The sequence below is a fragment of the Ignicoccus hospitalis KIN4/I genome (assembly GCF_000017945.1).
GTDB classification, from domain to species: Archaea; Thermoproteota; Thermoprotei_A; order Sulfolobales; family Ignicoccaceae; genus Ignicoccus; species Ignicoccus hospitalis.
The window spans coordinates 341,273-360,303 of the sequence record NC_009776.1 but is presented as its reverse complement, the minus strand read 5'-3'; the positions used below and the strand labels follow the sequence as shown (position 1 = coordinate 360,303).

Annotated in this window: 20 protein-coding genes, 1 tRNA gene and 2 pseudogenes; 8 read left to right on the top strand and 15 right to left on the bottom strand. The window is 58.4% G+C overall.

All coding sequences use genetic code 11. The annotated features are described in order from the left end of the window. Positions 1-78: 78 nt before the first annotated feature. The 3 genes and pseudogenes from IGNI_RS07965 to IGNI_RS02100 all read right to left on the bottom strand — a co-directional run. A pseudogene (locus tag IGNI_RS07965) lies at positions 79-627 on the bottom strand (GltB/FmdC/FwdC-like GXGXG domain-containing protein); the annotation flags it as partial. Then, the gene (locus tag IGNI_RS02105; RefSeq protein WP_011998442.1) at positions 612-1,502 is read right to left on the bottom strand and encodes a class II glutamine amidotransferase domain-containing protein; all 891 of its coding nucleotides are present in this window, start codon (positions 1,500-1,502) and stop codon (positions 612-614) included. The gene IGNI_RS02105 and the pseudogene IGNI_RS07965, both read right to left, overlap by 16 nt. Before the next feature lie 47 nt (positions 1,503-1,549). Next, positions 1,550-2,671 (bottom strand): pyridoxal phosphate-dependent aminotransferase, encoded by a 1,122-nt coding sequence (locus IGNI_RS02100; protein WP_011998441.1) that lies wholly within the window; start codon positions 2,669-2,671, stop codon positions 1,550-1,552. A 57-nt stretch (positions 2,672-2,728) separates the two neighbouring features. Here IGNI_RS02100 and IGNI_RS02095 point away from each other — a divergent pair, with 57 nt between their 5' ends. Then, positions 2,729-3,250: a hypothetical protein gene (locus tag IGNI_RS02095; protein ID WP_011998440.1), complete on the top strand. Its 522-nt coding sequence runs from the start codon at positions 2,729-2,731 to the stop codon at positions 3,248-3,250. Here IGNI_RS02095 and IGNI_RS07635 read toward each other — a convergent pair. From IGNI_RS07635 to cutA, 5 genes are read right to left on the bottom strand one after another with little or no spacing between them, the layout of a single operon-like run. After that, positions 3,170-3,475 (bottom strand): hypothetical protein, encoded by a 306-nt coding sequence (locus IGNI_RS07635; protein ID WP_148202210.1) that lies wholly within the window; start codon positions 3,473-3,475, stop codon positions 3,170-3,172. The genes IGNI_RS02095 and IGNI_RS07635 overlap by 81 nt on opposite strands. Before the next feature lie 4 nt (positions 3,476-3,479). Continuing rightward, positions 3,480-3,722 (bottom strand): hypothetical protein, encoded by a 243-nt coding sequence (locus IGNI_RS02090; protein ID WP_011998439.1) that lies wholly within the window; start codon positions 3,720-3,722, stop codon positions 3,480-3,482. 15 nt (positions 3,723-3,737) lie between these two features. Then, positions 3,738-4,838, bottom strand: a complete 1,101-nt coding sequence (locus IGNI_RS02085) for a DNA double-strand break repair nuclease NurA (RefSeq protein ID WP_011998438.1) — start codon at positions 4,836-4,838, stop codon at positions 3,738-3,740. Continuing rightward, a complete protein-coding gene (gene gatC, locus IGNI_RS02080; RefSeq protein WP_011998437.1) occupies positions 4,835-5,122 on the bottom strand; it encodes an Asp-tRNA(Asn)/Glu-tRNA(Gln) amidotransferase subunit GatC in 288 nt (95 codons plus the stop codon). The genes IGNI_RS02085 and gatC overlap by 4 nt, the downstream gene beginning before the upstream one ends. Continuing rightward, complete coding sequence (gene cutA / locus IGNI_RS02075) at positions 5,113-5,421, bottom strand: divalent-cation tolerance protein CutA (RefSeq protein WP_011998436.1); 309 nt, start codon at positions 5,419-5,421, stop codon at positions 5,113-5,115. The genes gatC and cutA overlap by 10 nt, the downstream gene beginning before the upstream one ends. A 69-nt stretch (positions 5,422-5,490) precedes the next feature. Between cutA and purB the strand changes: the two genes are divergently transcribed. The 3 genes from purB to IGNI_RS02060 all read left to right on the top strand — a co-directional run bounded on the left by purB (position 5,491) and on the right by IGNI_RS02060 (position 7,777). Further along, positions 5,491-6,828 (top strand): adenylosuccinate lyase, encoded by a 1,338-nt coding sequence (gene purB / locus IGNI_RS02070; RefSeq protein ID WP_011998435.1) that lies wholly within the window; start codon positions 5,491-5,493, stop codon positions 6,826-6,828. Further along, complete coding sequence (locus tag IGNI_RS02065; protein WP_011998434.1) at positions 6,825-7,661, top strand: nucleotidyltransferase family protein; 837 nt, start codon at positions 6,825-6,827, stop codon at positions 7,659-7,661. The genes purB and IGNI_RS02065 overlap by 4 nt, the downstream gene beginning before the upstream one ends. Positions 7,662-7,700: 39 nt before the next feature. Next, a tRNA-Ala gene (locus IGNI_RS02060) sits at positions 7,701-7,777 on the top strand. 23 nt (positions 7,778-7,800) lie between these two features. Here IGNI_RS02060 and IGNI_RS02055 read toward each other — a convergent pair. Together IGNI_RS02055 and IGNI_RS02050 are read right to left on the bottom strand one after the other, a co-directional pair. Further along, on the bottom strand, positions 7,801-8,940 hold the full coding sequence (locus IGNI_RS02055) for an amidohydrolase family protein (RefSeq protein ID WP_011998433.1): 1,140 nt from the start codon (positions 8,938-8,940) through the stop codon (positions 7,801-7,803). Positions 8,941-8,954: 14 nt separating this feature from the next. After that, positions 8,955-10,148, bottom strand: a pseudogene (locus IGNI_RS02050) (TIGR04053 family radical SAM/SPASM domain-containing protein); the annotation flags it as partial. Between the two features lie 117 nt (positions 10,149-10,265). Here IGNI_RS02050 and IGNI_RS02045 point away from each other — a divergent pair. Next, complete coding sequence (locus tag IGNI_RS02045; protein ID WP_011998431.1) at positions 10,266-10,673, top strand: threonyl-tRNA synthetase editing domain-containing protein; 408 nt, start codon at positions 10,266-10,268, stop codon at positions 10,671-10,673. On the opposite strand, the gene IGNI_RS02040 is transcribed toward IGNI_RS02045, so the two are convergent. Next, positions 10,654-11,184: a type 1 glutamine amidotransferase domain-containing protein gene (locus IGNI_RS02040; protein ID WP_011998430.1), complete on the bottom strand. Its 531-nt coding sequence runs from the start codon at positions 11,182-11,184 to the stop codon at positions 10,654-10,656. The two genes, IGNI_RS02045 and IGNI_RS02040, sit on opposite strands and share 20 nt — an antisense overlap. Positions 11,185-11,291: 107 nt before the next feature. Between IGNI_RS02040 and IGNI_RS02035 the strand changes: the two genes are divergently transcribed. Continuing rightward, positions 11,292-12,764: a cation:proton antiporter domain-containing protein gene (locus IGNI_RS02035; protein WP_011998429.1), complete on the top strand. Its 1,473-nt coding sequence runs from the start codon at positions 11,292-11,294 to the stop codon at positions 12,762-12,764. On the opposite strand, the gene IGNI_RS02030 is transcribed toward IGNI_RS02035, so the two are convergent. Next, the gene (locus IGNI_RS02030) at positions 12,754-14,208 is read right to left on the bottom strand and encodes an RtcB family protein (protein ID WP_011998428.1); all 1,455 of its coding nucleotides are present in this window, start codon (positions 14,206-14,208) and stop codon (positions 12,754-12,756) included. The two genes, IGNI_RS02035 and IGNI_RS02030, sit on opposite strands and share 11 nt — an antisense overlap. Before the next feature lie 57 nt (positions 14,209-14,265). Beyond that, positions 14,266-15,057, bottom strand: a complete 792-nt coding sequence (gene panB, locus IGNI_RS02025; RefSeq protein ID WP_011998427.1) for a 3-methyl-2-oxobutanoate hydroxymethyltransferase — start codon at positions 15,055-15,057, stop codon at positions 14,266-14,268. A gap of 85 nt (positions 15,058-15,142) precedes the next feature. On the opposite strand from panB, the gene IGNI_RS02020 reads away from it, so the two are divergent. After that, positions 15,143-16,387, top strand: coding sequence for an MFS transporter (locus IGNI_RS02020; protein ID WP_011998426.1), 1,245 nt, complete (start codon positions 15,143-15,145; stop codon positions 16,385-16,387). A gap of 15 nt (positions 16,388-16,402) precedes the next feature. Here IGNI_RS02020 and IGNI_RS02015 read toward each other — a convergent pair whose 3' ends face one another. Next, the gene (locus tag IGNI_RS02015) at positions 16,403-17,476 is read right to left on the bottom strand and encodes a hypothetical protein (protein ID WP_011998425.1); all 1,074 of its coding nucleotides are present in this window, start codon (positions 17,474-17,476) and stop codon (positions 16,403-16,405) included. Positions 17,477-17,529: 53 nt separating this feature from the next. Here IGNI_RS02015 and IGNI_RS02010 point away from each other — a divergent pair, with 53 nt between their 5' ends. Beyond that, complete coding sequence (locus IGNI_RS02010; RefSeq protein ID WP_011998424.1) at positions 17,530-18,411, top strand: hypothetical protein; 882 nt, start codon at positions 17,530-17,532, stop codon at positions 18,409-18,411. On the opposite strand, the gene IGNI_RS02005 is transcribed toward IGNI_RS02010, so the two are convergent. Beyond that, positions 18,373-18,966, bottom strand: coding sequence for a UbiX family flavin prenyltransferase (locus tag IGNI_RS02005; RefSeq protein ID WP_011998423.1), 594 nt, complete (start codon positions 18,964-18,966; stop codon positions 18,373-18,375). The two genes, IGNI_RS02010 and IGNI_RS02005, sit on opposite strands and share 39 nt — an antisense overlap. Positions 18,967-19,031: the final 65 nt, after the last annotated feature.

Here is a 19,031-nt window from a genome sequence, read left to right as displayed (position 1 = left end):
GATCACGTAGAAGCTGTCCTTCGTGGGGAGGCCGTACTTCCTCAAGAGCTCGTTTACCCTCTCGACCTCCTCCTGGGGAGCCTCCTCTATCTTGGCGTTCTTGCCCAAGCTCTTCGGGGAGCCCCCCACGAAGATCTTGCCCCTTATTATCATCTCCCCCGCGTAGTCGTTTATGTCCCCCAAGACGACCATCTCGCCGCCCATCATGTAGAGGCCTGTCATCAGGCCGGCGTCGCCGGCCACCAAGACCCTCCCTCCCTTCATCAGAGCCCCGGAGCGGTCGCCCACGTCGCCCTTGACCACCACCGTGCCCCCGTACATGTACTGCCCGGCCCCGTTGCCCGCGTGCCCCTCGATCACCACCTCTCCCATGGTCATGTTGTCCCCGGCGTACCAGCCGGCGTTGCCCAAGAGCAACAGCTTGGGCCCGTGTATCATAGTGCCCAAGAAGTAGCCCGCGCTCCCCTCCACCACCACTTCCACGTCCGCGGTCAGGCCGGCGGCTATGTAATGCTTGGCGTTGGGGTTTCTAATTATGATCCTCTTGTACTGCTTGGCGTACTCCCTCAGCTTCTTGTTTATTTCCCTCGGGGTCAGCGCGGAGGCGTCTATTATTGCCTCATCCATACTCTCACCTCTCCGGGCCTCATGTAGTATATCTTGGACTCGGGTAAGATCTTCCTAATGGCCACCTCCTCCGAGGCGGCCGCGAGCACCCCGTCGCCCTCAGCGACCACTAAAGGCCTTAACCCCAGCCTGTCCCTCGCCATGCCTATGCCCTCCGGCATGGAGAGCAAGAAGGCGAACGGGCCGTCCAGGTCGTTTACGGCAGACTTGAGAGCTTCTTCCAGCTCGTACCCCTTCCTCAACTTATTCACTATGTAGTGTATAATGAGCTCCGAGTCGTTGTCAGTCTGGAACACGTGGCCCTCCAGCTCCAACAGCTCCCTCATCTTCCAGTAGTTGGTTATCTGGCCGTTGTGGACTATCGCGATGTCCGGGAACTCCGGAGTCTGGAAGGGGTGGGCGTGAATCGCGTCCACCGCGCTCTCCGTGGAGAACCTCACGTGCCCTATGCCGTGGGTGCCCAGCTGCTCCTTGAAGCCGTAAACCCTGTTCACGTCGTCCACCAAACCCACGTCCTTAGAGATGACTGAGTATCTGCCCAACGAAAGTATGGGATACTTCAACTTCCTTATCACTTCCCTAATTTCCTCCAATTTGACCGACCGGGGGACGGTGAACTCGATCAAGTAGGTCCCGTCGTTCAGCTTCTTGGGCTTCTCGTACTTGCTGACGTTTAGCCTATACTTTATCTTGCTCAACGCCTCCTCGCCGTCCTCCGCCACCACGCGCACGAGCCAGTCGCCGGGCTTGTCGTCGTAAACGATGACGCCGGCCGAGTCCATCCCCCTGTGCTGCAAGCTCTTGAGCATCTCGTAAAGTTGCTCGCCTACCTCCTTCTTGCCGTCACTAAACATTATACCGGCGATGCCGCACAAGGGCCGCTCCCGCCTTCTGACAACCGAGCCTCTTTAACCTCTCCTATTTAACTCCCGAGGACTTCCTTAATCGTCTCTAGGCCGACCCTTAACTCCTCCAAAGGGGCGGAGAAGCTCAGCCTCAAGCTCCGTTTGCCGAAGGCCTCCGAGAACACCGTCCCCGGGACAGCTATCACCCCCCTCTTGGCGAGCTCCAAGGCGAGCTCATCGGCGTCCTTCGGGAACTCCGGGAAGGCGTAGAAGGTACCCTCCCCCACCCCCGGGAAGGAAGCGACCTCCTTGAGCTCCTTCAAGAGGAACTCCCTCCTCCTCGAATAGTCCTCAACCATGTTCTTTATATGGTTCTCAAGGTCGTTCTTGTAATTCTTTAAGTACTCGGCCAAGGCTATCTGCTCCCACTTGCAAGCGCAGCCGTAGACGTTCGACGCGGCGGCCGCGAGCTTTTCGATCACCTCTTCCCTAGCCACCACCGCCCCGAGCCTCCACCCGGGGACGCACAACACCTTGCTGAAGCTGTAAATGAAGATGGCTGCGTCCCTCCACCTCTCGTGCTCCAGCACGCTGACGTGCCTCCTCCCGTAGACGAAGACGTCGTAGACCTCGTCCGAAACTATCAAGGCCCCCGTGCGGAGCGCCTCGTCCACGTACTCCAAGGTCCTCGCCCCCAACACCGCGCCGGTGGGGTTGGAGGGCGAGTTGAGGACCACTATTTCCTTCCCGAGCTCCACTTCCGGGAAGACGTAAGAGTTCTCGTCCCTCAACATTTTAACTTTCTTCACCTTAACTCCGAACGCCCTTAACACCGGCTCATAGCTGTAGTAAGTTGGGTCGAAGAGCAAGGAGGAAGAGTAGCGAGTGGAGGCGTAGCCCAAAGCCAAGAACAAGGCGGCCTTCCCCGAGGGAGTTATCATGACCTCCTTGGGGGAGATATCAAGGCCGTAGCGCCCCGAGAGCCACTCCGCCACAGCCTCCCGGGCCTCCGGGAGGCCGACCGGAGGGGAGTAGGTGGGCTTGACGCGGGAGGCCTCTTGGAGGAGCTCGACCAGCTTCCGGGGAGGCCTCTTGTCGGGCTCCCCCAGCCCCAAGTTGGCCCTTATCTCTCTGGCCATTGACTTAGCTTTCGAGACGAACTTCAATGTCGACTCAGCCGTGAGGTCTTCGAACGACAACTCGCTGCCCGAGCCGCTTTTAGCGGGGAGGACTTAACTTTTCGGGAACCGCGCACCATGAAGGCACGCAAGAGGCTCTACGAGGTCGGCGAGGTGGAGGTGGACGGCGTCAAGCTGCCCGTGTTGATATTGAAAAAGAGCGAAACTGTAGAAGTTAACGTGAAAAAGAAGGACTCGGCGGACGCGCTCAGCACTGCTTTAATGAAGGACTTGATAGAACTGGAGGAGAAGGGGGTTGAAGGCGTTTACGTCGAATACGTGGCGACCAGCGGGAAGCTGGAGATAAGGGTCGGCGGGGGGAGGGGGCTCAAGGGGGAGCTCAGCAAGTGGCCCACCAAGCTCAAGAGGGTCGCCGTGATGAGGGAGAGCCCTAAGGAGGTGGACTTGAACTCCCTCAAGTGGCACGAGGTCTCCGGGGAGGTTTACGTCTACGAGGGGAAGCCCAAGGGCCAGTTCAAGGCCCTCTTGTTGGACACGGAGGACGGTGCCTACTTGATCTTATCCGACGAAGCACTGGAGGAAGAGGTAAAGGAGTGGGAGTTCGAGGACGAAGGAGCCGAGGAGGGGGAAGAGGATTAGGGGCTCGGCGAGGTGCGCCCCCGAGGCCAAGGCTAGGGCAGCGGTAGAGTTGAACACCGCTATAGTTAGGGTGAGGGCCGCCACAACGAACGCGCAAGGGCTCTTGTAATTCATCCCGTACACTAAGTTGTATATGAGGGAGGTCACCCCCCTGTACCAGAACGCTTGGGCAGTTAGGTAAGCAGAAAAGACCAGGAGCCAGTCCGGGATTAGGAGTACCGCCAAGCCCTCACACCAGCGGGCTCACTATCCTGGTGACTATGTATAGGAACAAGGCGAGTATGAACATCGCTATTACCACGTACATTATCGTGGCGGGGACTATGTACTCCGGCGTGTAGTTCGCTATGGTGTTCTGTATTAGGTTTTGGAGAGGGGTGAGTATGCCTTGGGTGGCCAGCGTCTGGTACGGGTTTATCACGTCGCCCGGGTTAGTCACGATTATATAGTCTTGGAAGTGGGCGTTCAGCACCTCGGGCCCCGTCGGTCACCCGCGCATCAAGTATATTAGGTCTTCTCTCACTTCGTCAACGCTTATACCCAACTTAACTCCAATGATCTTTATGTACTCCATTAACTGCTCCCCCTTCAAGGTGCTGAGGCCGTGCGCCAAGGCTAACCAAGCGTTGTAAGTGCTTCCGGAGCCGGCCAACAGGGCGCCCAAGTTCTTGGGCCTCTCCGACACCTCCTCCCTATACCTCGAGAGGCACAAGGGCTTCCCCGAGAACTCCTCCACCAAGACCTTCCAGCGCCCGTAGCTGGCCCACCAAGCCACGGGGGCCTTGGAGAAGCACAAGTCCTCCGGGAGCTTCGCTTCCGGCTCCTCGCCTACGTATAACCTGTAGTTTTCTAAGGCCATCTCCATTATTGCCTTCCACCTGCGGGGCAAGAGCAAGTTCCTCGCACCCTCCGGGAGGCCCAAGGCGAGGCCGAAGGTCACCCCCTCCCCTCTCAAGGACTCCGCGTCGGGCACCACGGGTTTCTTGATCAGTTCCTTCAACTCCTTCGTAGTCAGCTTCCCCCGGACGTACTTTTCGAAGACCTTTCCCCCGCGCTTCTTTACCTCTAGGTACTCTCTGAAGGTCTTGACCATGGGGTGCTTGGAGACGAAGGCTACGTCCTCCCTCTTGGCCAACTCTTGCCAGTAGTACAAGGCCTCCAACGTCTTGGGTAAGGCGACTATTTCGGAGAGCTTCGCCGTCCCCCTGGCTACCCTCACCACTCTGGCGACCCACTTAACAAGCTCCGTGTACGCGGAGCCGTCAACGAAGGTCGTACGGGGGGAGCGGGAGGCTAGCTTGAGCTCCATTGAGCTCCTCATCGCCTCCAGCGCCGCGGAGCTGTCCCACTGGAGGGCCTCCACTTCTAGGTCCTTGTCCAAGTAACCCTCCCCCACGGCCACCGCCCTGGCTACGAGGAAGTTCAGCCCTCCCAGCCTCGCCCCTCCGCCTCCCCCGTCCACCCCCACGACCTCCCCATCTTCCGGCTCCGGGAGCTCGGAGAGCGGCAAGGGCTCCGGCGGGTCGCCCCTCGGCGGCTTGAGCCCTTCTACCTTTTTGAAGAATATATCTACGAATATGTCCGTCATGGTCTCGGGGCCTTGACGAACTTCTTGTCTCCTTGTTCCTCCTTCCTCGGCACGAGGTACATCCAAGAGTCGCCCAAGGTCTCCCCGGGCTCGTCCGGCCTGGCGGCGTTGAGGGCCTCTGAAGGTGTATACATCGGTTCTACGTCTTCCAAATCTAAGTCCAATAACACGGAGAGCATCTCGGCCATCTCGTCTAAGTCCTTCTGGAGCCTCTGGAGCTCCTCCTCCGATAGTTTGACCTTAGCCAGCTCGGCCCCCTTGCGGGCGTCGAACCTCAGCCGCAAACCTCCTCAGCCCACTTCAAGTACTCCGGGAGGACGTAATTAGCCTCGAAGGCAATTATCTCCGGCACCTCGTAGGGGTGAAGCTCCCTCAGCCTCTTTACTGCCTTCTCAAACGTCTTCTTAGGAGCCTTCAATACTACTACCACCTCCTCGTCCTCCTCCAGCTTGCCCTTCCACACGTAGAAGCTCCTCACCTTTTGGGTAACCCAAGCGCAAGCGACGAGCCCCTCCTCTACCAAGGTCCTTGCCACTTTCTTGGCGTCTTCTTCGTTCCCGAAAGTGGTCAAGATGACTATCAACGCCCCTTCCCCTAGACCCTCGCCCTTCGCCTTCATTACTCCATCGCCGCCCCCTCCCCGGCGGTCGCCTTGCACGTCTGCCCGTTCCAGTGGAGGTACGGCAGCGAAGAGATGAGGAAGATAATGTCCCAAGAGGAGCGCTTGAAGAAGATGGCGTTGGTAGAGTATGCGTTGCTGAAGGCGTTGAAGGAGGTCGGGGAGGTCCCGGAGGAGGTGGACCCGGAGGAGGTCTTGAGGGCCGCGGAGGAGGTGACGGTCGAGGAGGTAGAGGAGCTGGAGAGGGAGTTAGGCCACGACGTAATGGCCTTCTTAGAGGCCCTCAGGAGGAGGACCAAGACCGCTGGTAAGTACTTGCACTTGGGGGCCACGAGCTACGACGTGGTGGACACCGCTTGGGCCTTGATAATAAGGGACGCCCTAGCTAAGGTGTATAAAGACTTAAAGGAGATAATCAAGAAGTTCCTCGAAATAAGCGAGGAGTACGCGGACTTGCCCATGGTAGGTAGGACCCACGGCCAGTGGGCCGTCCCCATAACCTTGGGCTTCAAGTTCGCAAACTACGCCTACGAGCTGGCTAGGAGCTACGAGAGGCTGAAGGAGGCCGAGAGGAGGGTGGTGAGGCTGAAGATGAGCGGCGCCGTGGGGACCATGGCCGCTTGGGGCGAGAAGGCCTTCGAGGTGGAGAGGCTCGTCTCCGAGGAGCTCAAGCTCCCTCCGCACCCCATAACGACCCAAGTGGCCCCCAGGGACGGCTTCGCCGAGCTCTTGGCGGACTTGGCTATACTCTCGTCCGTACTGGACAGGTTTGCCTTGGAGGTGAGGGAGCTCAGCAGGCCGGAGATAAGGGAGCTGGTGGAGGGGGTGAGGAGGGGACAAGTTGGCTCCAGCACCATGCCCCACAAGGCCAACCCCGTGACCTCCGAGAAGATATCTGGGCTCGCGAAGGTGATGAGGTCCTTGGTCTTGGGGGAGCTCGAGAACGTGCCCTTGTGGCACGAGAGGGACTTAACGAACTCGGCCTCCGAAAGGGTGCTCATCCCCCACGCCTTCTTGACCGTGGACGAACAGCTCAAGTCTACCAAATCTCTATTAAACAAGCTTATAATTAACGAAGAGGCAATAAGGAAGCACTTAGAGGAGGCCGGCTGCGAGGTGTTGGCAGAAAGGGTAATGATCTACCTAACGAAAGAGAAGGGGCTCGCGAGGAACGACGCCCACAAGGTAGTGATGGACGCCATTAGGGTTCACGGGAGCTTAAGGAGGGCCTTGGAGGAGGGGCACGAGCTGTCCAAGTACTTGACCTCTGAGGAGCTCGAGGCGCTGTGCGACCCCAGCAGTTACTTGGGAAAGGCTAGAGAGTTGATAGCTAGGACAGCGAAGTACGTCGAGGAGGTAGTAGGCCTTTGAGGGCCGTGGTGCTCGCAGGGGGGAACAGGGTAAAGAGGTTCAAGACGTACTTCTTAGGGAAGATGGTCGTCGAATACCCCCTAAAAGCCTTGGAAAAGGTCTACGACGTAGCCTTGCTCACCTCCGGCTGGACCTTGGACGGTTACGAAACTGTGGTCCAGAGGACCCCCGGGGTCTTGGGGGCGATAAGGGACGCGGCGGAGGAGCTGGGCTTGCCCTTGCTCGTCTCCTACGGCGACGTGGTGGCGGAGGAGGGCTTCTACACCTCTTTGGACTCCCCATGCAGCGTGGCCGCAGTCGCTTCCGTGCCCTCCTCTCGACACGGGAAGATAGGGGGGCCGCAGAGCAGCTACGTCTTCGGGGGGCTCTTGAGCTTAGATGAGGAATGCTTTGAGAAAATAATGGAAATCGGCGACCTCGCCGGAGCTTTGAACGAGCTGATTAATAGCGGAATAATGAGCGTAAAGAGGTTCGACGGCGTGTGGCACGACGTGGACGAGCCTTCGGACGTGTTGAAAATGTTTGAAGACTTCTTCAGGTACTTAAGTTCCGGCTACAGTAAGGTCGCAATCGACCTCGAGGGGGTCCACCTCAAGGGGCCGGTAATAGTGGAGCCCGGGGCAACTGTGGAGCCCGGGGCGACCTTGATAGGGCCCGCCTTCGTAGGCTCCGGGGCGTTCGTGGAGTCCCAAGCGGTGGTCAAGAGGTCTTCGGTGGAGCCCGGGGCAACCGTGGAGAGCTTCGCCTACGTAAGGGGGAGCAGCGTCCAGCCCGGGGCGGTGGCCGAGAGCTACAAGAAGTACGTGGGCGCGGTGGTTGAGAAAAACTTATAAACTGTTTTAGGATCCCTCCCTCGGAGCCGGGCGCGAGGTGGGCCGGTAGCTCAGCCTGGAAGAGCGCCCGGTTGGCAACCGGGAGGTCCCGGGTTCAAGTCCCGGCCGGTCCACCACCCTTACAAAAAATGAGGACCCTTCACCTACGCACCTCCAAGACCTCCCCTTCCGCCACCACCAGCTCCGGCGCGCTGCCCAACACATAAGGCTCCCCGTTCCACGCGACCAAGGACACCAACTTCCCTACCTTCACCTCCCCCGCGTTCAAGCCTACGACCTTCGCAGCGTTGCCCGTTACGAGCTTTATTGCCTCTTCGAAGGGCATTCCGTACATCATAAAGTACCTCAGCTGCAGCATTAGGTTCCTCTGGAGCACCACTGGGTGGTCGCTCATCAGGGCGGTGACTTCCGGCATGTACTTTATTAGGAGCTTTATGTTCTTGTAGCTCTCGTGTTTGAGCTCCACCTTGTAGGGGTGGGAGTCCACGGGGCCGTAGACCAAGGAGGCCCCGCTCTCCTTTATCATCTTGAAGCCCTCCTCCGTGTGTACGTCGCACGCGTGGTCGATCGTGTACTTGAAGCCGTACGTCTTAGCAAGTGAGATAAGTACCGCTATGTCGTCCTCCTTGTGGACGTGCACCCTTAGGGGCAACCTCCCCTCGAGCACGGGGACCAGCGCCTTGCTGGTGGGCTCTAGGTCCTTCCACTCCTTCTTCCCCTTCCTTAAGTCCTCCAAGTCGGCCGCGGCCTTGTCGAAGGCCTTCTTGAAGAGGGCTATGACCCCCATCCTGGTCGAGGGCCTAGTGCCCCTCCACGAGGTGGTGGACCTAGGGTTGTAGCCCAGCGCCGCCTTCACGCCCACGTGCTTTATGAAGGCGTCCCTCACGTTCTTCTTCCAGTTCCTCAAGAGAGCGACCTTGCCGCCGATTATGTTTCCGGACCCGTGGGTCACCGCGGAGTAGAGCACTCCCCACTCCACGCTCTCCTCGAAGGCCTTGTCGTCCATGTAGACGCTGTTCTGAGCCTCTAGGTAGGGCAGCAAGGAGTCCATAGTTTCGTTGGCCTCCTCCTCGTAATAGGGCTCGCCCGCCCTGTCCATGCCTATGTGGGAGTGCGGGTCCACCAGCGCCGGGGTGCCCACGGGGAACTCCCCTAGGAGCTCGCCCTCGGGCCTCTCTCCCCCGACGTAAGTTATCTCTTCCCCTTCGAAACCCACGTACACGTCCTTCAAGACCGAACCGTCGCCGACATAGAGCTTGGAAAACTTGAGGACCTTCAAGGCAGTCCCGGGCCTCAGACGTTGGTGAAGCTTTTCGCCCTTCCGAAGGGCCTGAGGGCCTCCTCGACCACCTGGGGGTCTAAGGACTCCAGCACCTCCGGGAGCTTGCAAGCCGGGTCGTGGCCGAAGGGGTCCTTGAAGTAAGAGTACGCCCTCGCCCTCGACCCCCCACACATGAAGTTGAACTTGCAAGTCCCGCACGGGGGCCTGAAGTTGCTCGGGTCCCTTATCATCTTAAGGGCCTTGCTGTTCTGATAGATCTCCTTTAAGCTCGCCTCCCTCACGTTCCCAACTTTGTACGGGAGGAAGCCGGAGGGGTAGACGTCCCCGTTGTAGGCCACGAAGATTATCCCGTAGCCGTCCCTAGTGTAGGCCGAGGGGGCCCTCTTCTGCTTGGGCGGCCCGTGGGGCACCGGACCCATTAGCTCTTCCAGCCTCTCCCTAAGCTTGTAGTATAACTCCCCCACCCCCAGCTCCTCGGGCCCCTTGCCCATCTCGTCCAAGACGGTCCTAAGCCGGTACACGACCCGGAAGAAGGGGCCCTCGGTGGTCCTTATGGTGGTCTTCCCGTACTTGGAGGCGTCGTACAAGAAGTTGGAGACGTCCCAATATTCATCCTTAGTGAGGTCCAAATCCTTGGAGGCCCTTCCCGTCAGTATTAGGTAGAAGACCTCCCAAGCGTCCACTCCGGCGTCCGTTATGAGCTTGAAAACCTCCGGGAGCTCCTCTACGTTGTCCCTCATTACCGCCGTGTTTATCTGGAGGAACATGCCCACATCCTTCTTGACGAAGTTCATTAGCTCTACAGTCCTTTCGAATATGCCGTTTATCCCCCTAATGGAGTCGTGCGTCTCCGCCCTCGCGCCGTCCAAGGAGAGGCTCATCCCGATTATCCCGATTTCCTTCATCTTCTTTATCTTCTCTTCCGTTAAGAGAGGGGTGACGCTCGGGGCCACCAAGGTCCTTATGCCTTTTGAGATGGAGTACCTCGCCAGGTCCCAAAAGTCCTTCCTCATTAAGACGTCTCCGCCGGTCATTATCAAGTGAGGGTAAGGCCGGCCGAACTCCGTTATCTGGTCTATTAGAGCCAAGGACTCCTCGTGGGTGAGCTCGTCCGGCAAGGGCTCCTCTATCGCCTCCGCCCTGCAGTGCTTGCAGACCAGCTTACACGCCTTGGTGGTCTCCCAGAACACCAACAGCGGCTTCTCCTCGAAGTTCCAGCCGCCTCTGACGGCTCATCCCCAGGAGGGGCGGAGCGACGAGGTTATTCTCAGTAAGCATTTGGAGTCTAAACCTCCCGGCCCCCTTTCTGGAGGGGAAGGCCTTTGAAGGCTTTATTTATACACGCGAAGAAGTTCTGCTTCAAACCCACTAAAAAGGCCTTGAAGAGTGCGGAAGAGTTGAGCTCCAAGGAGGAGGTGTGCAGAGAGAACCCCTTAGTGATCTTCTTGACCGTGGAAAAGGGTGATACAGAAGAGCTCTTGGAGAAGTTGCTAGAGGACGTTAGGGTACAGTTCCAGAGGGTCAAGCCGTCGGGCTTAGTGCTCTACCCCTACGCGCACTTGTCCAACGAGCTCGCCCCTCCGGGGGAGGCGAGGGAGCTGCTCCGGAGGGCTTGCGAGAGGCTCGGCGAGGAGTTCGAGGTGGTCTGCGCGCCCTTCGGCTGGTACAAGGAGTTCTTGCTCCACGCCCACGGCCACCCTCTGGCGGAGCTCAGCCGGAGGTACCCTTGATCGCCTTCAGAACCTTGTCGAAGTTCTTTATTAGGTGGTCGAACTCCCTCCAAGTCTTCACGCTCACCACGTTGCCGTCTATAACTAAGGGCTCGTCCACGGGCTCCGCGCCGGCGTTCCTCAAGTCGTCCCATATGCCCTTGCTCCCCGTCACCTTCTTCCCCTTAGCGACGCCGGCGCTTATGAGCACCCAGCCCCCGTGGCATATGCTCAAGACCAACTTACCCTTCTCGTACATCTCCCTCACGAACCTCTTAACGTTCTCGTCCCTCCTCACCTTGTCCGGGGCGTAGCCGCCGGCTATTATCACGGCGTCGTACTCGTCCGCCTTTAACTCGGAGAAGCTCTTGTTGGGGACCAGCTCCAGCTTGACGCCCCTCTTCCCCACCACCTCCTCTCCCGCCTTGAAGGAGGCTATGTCCACCTCGAAGCCGTACGCCTTGAAGAGGGAGTAGGGGACGACTACCTCGTACTCGTCAACCATGGGGCCCACGAGTATTACGGCCCTCAAGCCACCACCGGAGGCCTTCGCGCGGGGGCCCTATTCAGTTGGGACCTCTAAGTTCGCGTTTTTTGTGCGCTCCAACGCCCTCGGCCGGAGCCCGGTGACCAGAGAGAATGGAGGCAGAAGTGATAATTTCGATGATAGGCTTAACGTTGCTCTTAGCGAAGGCCGCGGAAGAGCTCACCTTGAAGCTGGGCCTCCCCTCGCTCCTCGGGCCCCTGTCCCTAGGCCTCTTGGGCTCGCAACTGACCCAACTGAAGGAGGAGTACCGCTACGCCCCGTTGCTCTTCGTGGTGGGCTTGAACTTCACCGCCTTCCTCTTGGGAAGCGAAGAGTTGGGCAAGCTGATAAGAGAGGTGAAGGGGAGACACGTGATCAAGGGGACGATATTCTTTTTAGTGCCCTTCGCCATTTCCTTCGCCTTGTTACAGACCTCATTGGACTTCAAGAGCTCAATCTTGTTGGCCACGATATTCTCCATGCCGAGCACTCTTAGGGCGTACACCCTCTTGAAGCACGTGGAGCTGGAGAACTTCGAAGAGGTCTTAACAATATTAAGCGTCAGTGAGATAACAGCAGTAACTATAATTTTCTTATTATCTTTGAAGAACGTACTCATGTTGATCATTGTCTCAATAGGTTTAATAATAACAATAAGGTACGGGACGGTTGTATTTAGGAAGGTACTGGAAGCGGAGGAGCAGTTCCTAGCCAAGGAGCTTCCTTTAACCTTGATCATTTCGATGGTTTTGACCTTGGGGTACGCTTCTGAGAGCTTCGGCCTAAACAGCGCGGTGGTCTCGCTGCTCTTGGGGGTGCTCGCCAGCGAGTACTTGGCAGAGCGCCCGTGGCTTACATCGAAACTGAAAACCATTAACCACAGTCTATTCGAGCCCCTCTTCTTCGTGGGCTCCGGAGCCTTGGTGAACTTCGCTACAGTAACGTACCCGACGTTGTTGCTTCTGATAACTACGAACTTTATTGTGGCACTTGTAAAAACTATGATGATTAAGTGGTGGAGCGGGTGGAGGTGGAGGTACTCCGCCTTGACCAGCGTGAAGGGAGGGATAGACACCGCCTTGCTGGCGAGCCAGTACAAGGTCAACGGAATTAGTTTGGACTTGTACTCATCTAGCATAACGGTCGTCACGTTGAACACGCTGACCTTCGGCTCTCTGGCGGTCACTAGGAAGAGGGGGCGCAAGGTAGCCTTGAGGTTCTGCGACTTGAAGTTGGTGAGGGCAGCTGTGGAGCTCAGCGAGCCTCTGACCAGCGCCTTAAAGATGTTCGAGGAAGGGATAGAGGCTGTCGTCGTGGTGGACGCCGCCAACTGGCCCGTGGGCTACCTGAGCGCGGCAGACGTCTTGCACCTGAAGGACAAAGCCGACAAGGTGAGGGTTTACGAGGTCTACCGGGAGGGGGTCCCGGTGTTCGACTGCGAGGACAGGCTAACGAAAGCGATGGTATTGGAAGAAGAAATAGACGAGTACCCGGTGATAGCGGTCGTGAAGGGGAGCTTCGGGTACTTCGGCTCCGTCCAGACGAGGGCGGTCTTAAAGAAGTTGGCCGAGGCCGTCAGCCCTTGACCACTCCTATGGGCCTCAGCCTCGCCACGAGCTTGCTTATGCCGACCTCGTGGACTACCCTGACCACTCTGTCCACGTCCTTGTAGGCCCCGGGGGCCTCCTCGGCCACCACCCTAGCTTGGGCGGCCTTCAGCACCACGCCTTGACGGCTGAGCTGCTCTATCACCTCCCTCGGCCTGTACTGCCTCACCGCCGCCGCCCTGCTGAGCCACCTCCCGGCGCCGTGGCAAGTGCTGTACCACACCCTCGCGCCCGTGGGGACTCCGACCAATACGTAGCTCGCCGTGCCCATGGAGCCCGGTATGAGCACCGGTTGGCCTATGCTCTGGTAGTCTTGAGGTATCTCCGGGTGTCCGGGAGGGAAGGCCCTCGTGGCGCCCTTCCGGTGGACCACCAGCTTCTTCCTCTTACCGTCCACGTCGTGCTCCTCTATCTTAGCTATGTTGTGGGCGACGTCGTAGACTATGTGCATGTCCAAGTTCTCGGGGTCGGTCTTGAACACTTCCTTGAAGCTCTCCCTGGTCCAGTGAGTTATCAGCTGGCGGTTGGTCCAAGCGTAGTTGGCGGCCGCGCTCATTGCCTTGAAGTAGTCTTGGGCCTCGGGGCTGTTGAAGGGCACGGAGGCGAGCTCTCTGTCGGGGACCACAATTCCGTACTTCTTCATCGCCCTTTCCATCTTTATCAAGTAGTCGCTCGCCACTTGGTGGCCCAACCCCCTGGAGCCGGTGTGAACCATTACCATTACTTGGCCCTCGTGGGTTATGCCCATCGCCTTAGCAGCCCTTTCGTCGTAGATCTTGTCCACCACTTGGACCTCTAGGAAGTGGTTGCCGCTGCCCAAGGTGCCCAGCTGAGGGGCTCCCCTCTGCTTGGCCCTCATGCTTACCTTGCTGGCGTCGGCGTACTTCATCCTGCCGTGCTCCTCTATGTGCTCTGGGTCATCGCTCCACCCGTAGCCCCTCTCCACCGCCCAGTAGACGCCCTCCTCGAGCACCTTGTCCAGCTCGCTGACGCTCAGCCTGACCTTCCCGGTGCTGCCCAGCCCGGAGGGCACGTTGCGGAAGAGCGTGTAGACCAAGTCCTTCAGTTTGGGCCTTACGTCCTTTTCGTCTAAGTTAGTCCTTATGAGCCTGACCCCACAGTTTATGTCGTACCCTACCCCTCCGGGGGATATCACGCCCCCCTCTTCCGGGTCTGTGGCGGCCACCCCGCCTATGGGGAAGCCGTAGCCTTGGTGGCCGTCGGGCATGACGTAGGAGGCCCTCTGTATGCCGGGCAGGCAAGCGACGTTGGCCGCTTGGTCCAAGGTCCTATCGCTCTTCATCTTCTCTAACAAGTACTCGTCGGCGAATATTATTGCCGGCACCTTCATACACGGCTTGACGCCCTTCTCTATCATCCATTCGTAGGTGCCGACCCTCTTCAGAGGTATGTTGGCAGACATAATCCGTGACCGGTAGCCCTCCCCCTAAGGGGAGTTATCAAGTGGAGGCTTAGGAAACTACCAGTAGTACCCCTCCCCCGGGAACTCTCCCGACCTGACCTCCTCGGCGAACTTCTTCACAGCTTCCACTATGGCCTTGCCGCAGTCGAAGTACTTCTTAGCGAAGGGAGGGCTGAAGGGGGCCAAGCCCAATATGTCGTGAATTACCAACACTTGGCCCGAACACCAAGGACCGGCGCCTATGCATATCGTAGGCACGCCGACCTCTTCGGTGATCTTCTTAGCCACCTCGGCCTTGACGAATTCAAGGACTATGGAGAAGACCCCCGCCTCCTCCAACGCCTTCGCGTCTTCCAGCAGCTCCCTCGCTTCCTCTTCCGTCTTGCCCCTCAAGCGGTAGCCGCCCAAGGCGTGCCTCTTCTGCGGCGTCAAGCCCAAGTGACCCATCACCGGTATCCCGGCCTTCACTATGGCCTCAACCTTGTCCGCCACCTCCTTTCCCCCTTCTAACTTCACCGCTTCAGCCCCGGCCCTCACCAGCTCCACCGCGTTTCTCACCGCCTCTTCCTCGGAAACCTCGTAGCTCCCGAAGGGCATGTCCCCAACTATCATCGCTTTGGGGTTCGCCCTCGCGACCGCCGCCACGTGGTGGAGCATGTCCTTCATGGTGACTTGGTTGGTAGAGGGGTAGCCGAGGACTACCATGCCCAAGGAGTCCCCAACCAGGATCATGTCCACGCCGGCCTCGTCCACGAGCTTGGCGAACGGGTAATCGTAAGCGGTAACCATGACGATCTTTTCGCCATTTTTGTACTTTTTCATAATATCTCTTATGGTAACCTTCTTCACTTCCTTAGCCCAGAGGGCTTACATCCAGCGGTTATTTCTGTTCACACAATAAGGGCCCCGGGCGGCCGGGCCTAGGTAAGGGGGCTTGTGGACGAAGCTGGTCGCCCTTTCTGCGATAATCTCGATAACGTTTTCGGCCTCTAACGTGGCTTTACCGTACTTCTTGATGTACTTGAAAGGAGAACTAAAAACGCTGAACGCAGAGCTGCTCAACGCTAGCAAGGTCGCTTTGGAGTTCGGAGCGCTCACGTCAACCTTCATGGGTACCAGGGTTGTCATTGCATTCCTCTCCGGCTACATAGCGGAAAGGATAGGAATGAAGAGGTCAGTGGTAGTAGGCTTGATATTGTACCTTGTCAGCGGAATATGGTTAATAGTTACGGAGAACTACTGGGAAGTTTTGGTATCCAGAGCCCTACAAGGGGTGGCTTCGGCGATGGTGTGGCCGGTGGCGGAGTCCATGATAGTGGAGTTCGCCGGCGGGAAGAAGACGAGGGCTTTGATGCTCTACGTCATGGCGTTTAACGTCGGCATGATCTTGGGGCCCGCGGTAGGGGGAGCGGCGCTCCAAGCGTCTTCCTCGCTGCCCCTCCCCGTGGCGGTAAGGGTCCCCTTCGCGCTCCTCCCCTTGGGCGCGCTGGCGGGCTTGCTCTTAATCTTCAAGCTGCCGGACGTGAGGTATAAAACTAAAATGAAGGTGAGGGAGCTCCACGCCAAGATAAAGTCGGCGCTTTACGTTTTCTTCTTCAACGCCTTTGCCAACGGCTTTTCTGCCGGAATATTTATGAGCGTATTGATAATATACATAATGCAGTACGTAACCTCCGTGCCAATAAAGCTGTCCTCGCTGGTGGCGCTCAGCGGCCTTTTGGGGATGGCCCTCGCCTCTCCCTTGATGAAGAGGCTCGATGAATTTGACTTTACGAATAAGTTGAAAGTAGCTATAGGTTTAGGGCTGTTGCACAAGCTCGCGTTAGCTGCGGTGGGCCTCACGAAAAGTTACTTTATCCTCCTAGCTATACTGACTGTACAAAACTTCGCGATAACTGTAGTAATACCCCTCATAAGGAGTTTGGTAAGCGACTTGGTCCCTAGGGAGTTGACCGCTAAGGTGTTCGGCATGCAGCAAGCTTACTTCAACTTGGGCATGATAGTAGGCCCCTTGGTCGGGGCCGCGCTCTACAAGTGGTTGGAGGCCTCCGGCGTCGGAGGGGGGTTGGCCTTCCCCGTGGCGGCGGCGCTGGGCGCGGCGGGGGTCCTCACGTTATTACGCGTGGACGGGCGCGAGGTGGAGGGGATGAAGGGGGAGCCCGTTAAAGCTGAGGGGTGACGAGGAGAACCCCCGTCAGACCCCTTCCGGCCACGAGGCCCACTCCGGCAACCTCTTGCCCATGGCCGCCCTCACGTAGGCTTCCCTCAGCTCCGCCCACCCGACCTCTGGGGGCTCGGCCCTCGCCAACTTCAACAAGTCCTCCACCGCCTCCTCCAGCCTCTCTTGGGGCAAGTAAGGCAGCAGCCTCACTTCCACCATAACCTTCTCCAAGCTGTCTAAGAAGGGCTTGGGGTTCCCTTCCAGCGCCCCCTTGAGGGCCTCGGGGCGGGGGGAGGGCTTGGGCCTCCACCTAGCTATCGCCGGCCTGAAGGTCCACCTCTGCATCCCCTTCAGAACCCCTTGGGGGGTTGCGTAAGCGAGGCCCATGTCGGCCCTCCTCGCCAAGACCTTCCCCTTCGCGAAGGCCTCTGCCAGCTCCTCCCAGGCGTTGAGGCTTAGGTCCAGACAAGGCTCCGCCTCTTGAGGGGCGCCGGAGGTTAGGTCTTCCAACACGTCGGCCCAGCCGGAGAAGGGCTTGGGGGCCCAAGGGTAGGGCGCGCTCGCCCACGAACGCTCGGAGAAGAGCTGCCAAGCCCTAACCCGGTACTCCTTCCACCCCGCGAACGGGGAGTTGGAATACTTCTTCAACAGCCACGGGGACGCCTTGTTTATAGCGTCTAAGACCCTCGGGAGCTCTTCCTTGCTGACGTCCAACCACACTTGGCTGGAGGCCATGGTAGCTATCTCCCAGTGTGAGTAGCCGTACCAGTGGAGCAGCCTGTAGTGCCCCCTCGGGGTGGCATTCTTGAGGTACCACCGGCGCCCCGGGGGCGGGTAGTAAGCCCGCGCGTAGGGCCTCACCCCTAAGAGCTCTAGAGCTTGGAAGGCCTTGCTTATTGCCTTAGGTCCCGGCTCTACGCTTATCTCTATTATAGCGCTAGTGGTGTCAGTCTTTACTACGAACTCATTCGTTCTCTTACCAATTACTTGGCCCGTGCAAGGGTCCTTCAGCTCCTCTCCGTCCACCTCCCCCAAGAGCTTAAGCCACCGTTCTCTGTCCATGGGCTCGGGCTCTACCGCTAGGGCTTCCAGCTCTAAGCCCACCACGGCGCGCCCCCTCGTTATAACCTTCGCCTCCCCGGCCGCGGGGGAGCGATATAATGTTCGTAGGAGGCGAGCCTCACAAGCTCGCTCTCAGGGAGCTCGAGGACGCGCTCAAGCTCAAGGACCCCGGCGCTTGCCTAATGGCCTTGGTGACCTCGCCCTCCAACAGCGCCTCTCTGGACACCGTTTACGTCCCCACTAAGCTCACCAAAGCGGTCTTAGAGCTCAAGAACGAGGGGTGTAACAACTTATACGTCTTGATATACGCCTTCGGGGGAAGCATATACTTCCCGGAGATATTCGAAAAGGTCGTAAGGGGCATAGGTATAGATGAGATAGCCTTCATTGTTCCCACCCGTTCGGGGGCCAATGCCTCCCTCCTCATCCTCAGCAACTATAACAAGCTTTACGTTAACTCATGGACAATAATGGACCCGTTCAACATAACCATCTCCGTTCCCCCCGCCGCCCCCAAGGACATATCCCTCTTCTTGGGCATTTCTGAATATTTGATGAGTTTAGTTAAAGGCGAGAAGAAGGACTTGGCCTCCCAGATAAGCGGCCAAGCGCTGAGCATAATGGCGAGTCACGGGATACTGTACGAGTACATAGAGGCCGAGAGGCTTCTGAACTATTTAGACACCATAATAGAGAACAAAATTAAGCCGAAGTTGAAGGTATCCCTACAAGAGTTCAAGGACAGCTTCGTGGGGACCGAGGAGAGGCCCCCGGTGAGCCTCTCCGGCTTGGAGGTGGCGGAGATGTTCAAGGACGTCGTAGTCATGGACAGGGAGGAGGCCGAGATAGGGAGGCTCTCCAACAACTTGGAGAACTTGCTAATGGAGATGGTGGAGAGCAGGGGGGCCGGAGGGGTCTTGCTCACCAGGAAGAGGGAAGTACTAATCGGGGGCGTGCCGGTCATCCAGCTCCCCAGCTAAGTAGCGCCCGTAGAGCTCGTTTTCTACGCCCAAAGCGTCCAACACCTTGCCGACCACGAACCTAACGGCGTCCCTCAAGCTCTTGGGCCTGTTGTAGAAAGCCAACACGGGGAGCACCACTGCCGCCCCGGCCTCCGCGACCCTCCTCATGGCCTCAAGCTCTATCGCCCCAACGGGGGTCTCACGGGGGACCACGACCACCTTCCTCCGGAGCCTCAACATGTTCAGCAACAGCCTCGAGGCCAACGTGTCCCCTATCCCGTAGGCCACTGAAGCGACCGTCTTCATGGAGCACGGCGCGCAGACCGCCGCGTCCGGGGCGCGGGAGCTGGAGGCCAAGGGGGACCTCATGTTGGTGTGTATCCTAACCCTCCTCTTTGCAAGTTCCTTTATCAAGTCGCAACCTTCGTCCTCCAAGGTGCAAGGTTCTAGCTTGGCCACCTCGAGGGCCCCGGGGGTCACTACCACGTCCACCTCGAAGCCCTTCAAGGAGTCGAGGAGCTCGAACGCTATGGGGAGCCCCGAGGCCCCCGTTATAGCCAGCGCGAGCCTCAACGGATCACCGAGGCCCAGAGCGACCAGTAGAGGTAAAGGAGGCTTATGACGCCTATTACCCACAA

Bases quoted from the DNA above. Each gene is read 5' to 3' on its own strand.
- IGNI_RS02095 (WP_011998440.1), top strand. From the start codon at position 2,729: ATGAAGGCACGCAAGAGGCTCTACGAGGTCGGCGAGGTGGAGGTGGAC.
- IGNI_RS02010 (WP_011998424.1), top strand. From the start codon at position 17,530: ATGTTCGTAGGAGGCGAGCCTCACAAGCTCGCTCTCAGGGAGCTCGAG.
- IGNI_RS02035 (WP_011998429.1), top strand. From the start codon at position 11,292: ATGGAGGCAGAAGTGATAATTTCGATGATAGGCTTAACGTTGCTCTTA.
- IGNI_RS02085 (WP_011998438.1), bottom strand. From the start codon at position 4,838: ATGACGGACATATTCGTAGATATATTCTTCAAAAAGGTAGAAGGGCTC.
- IGNI_RS02030 (WP_011998428.1), bottom strand. From the start codon at position 14,208: ATGTCTGCCAACATACCTCTGAAGAGGGTCGGCACCTACGAATGGATG.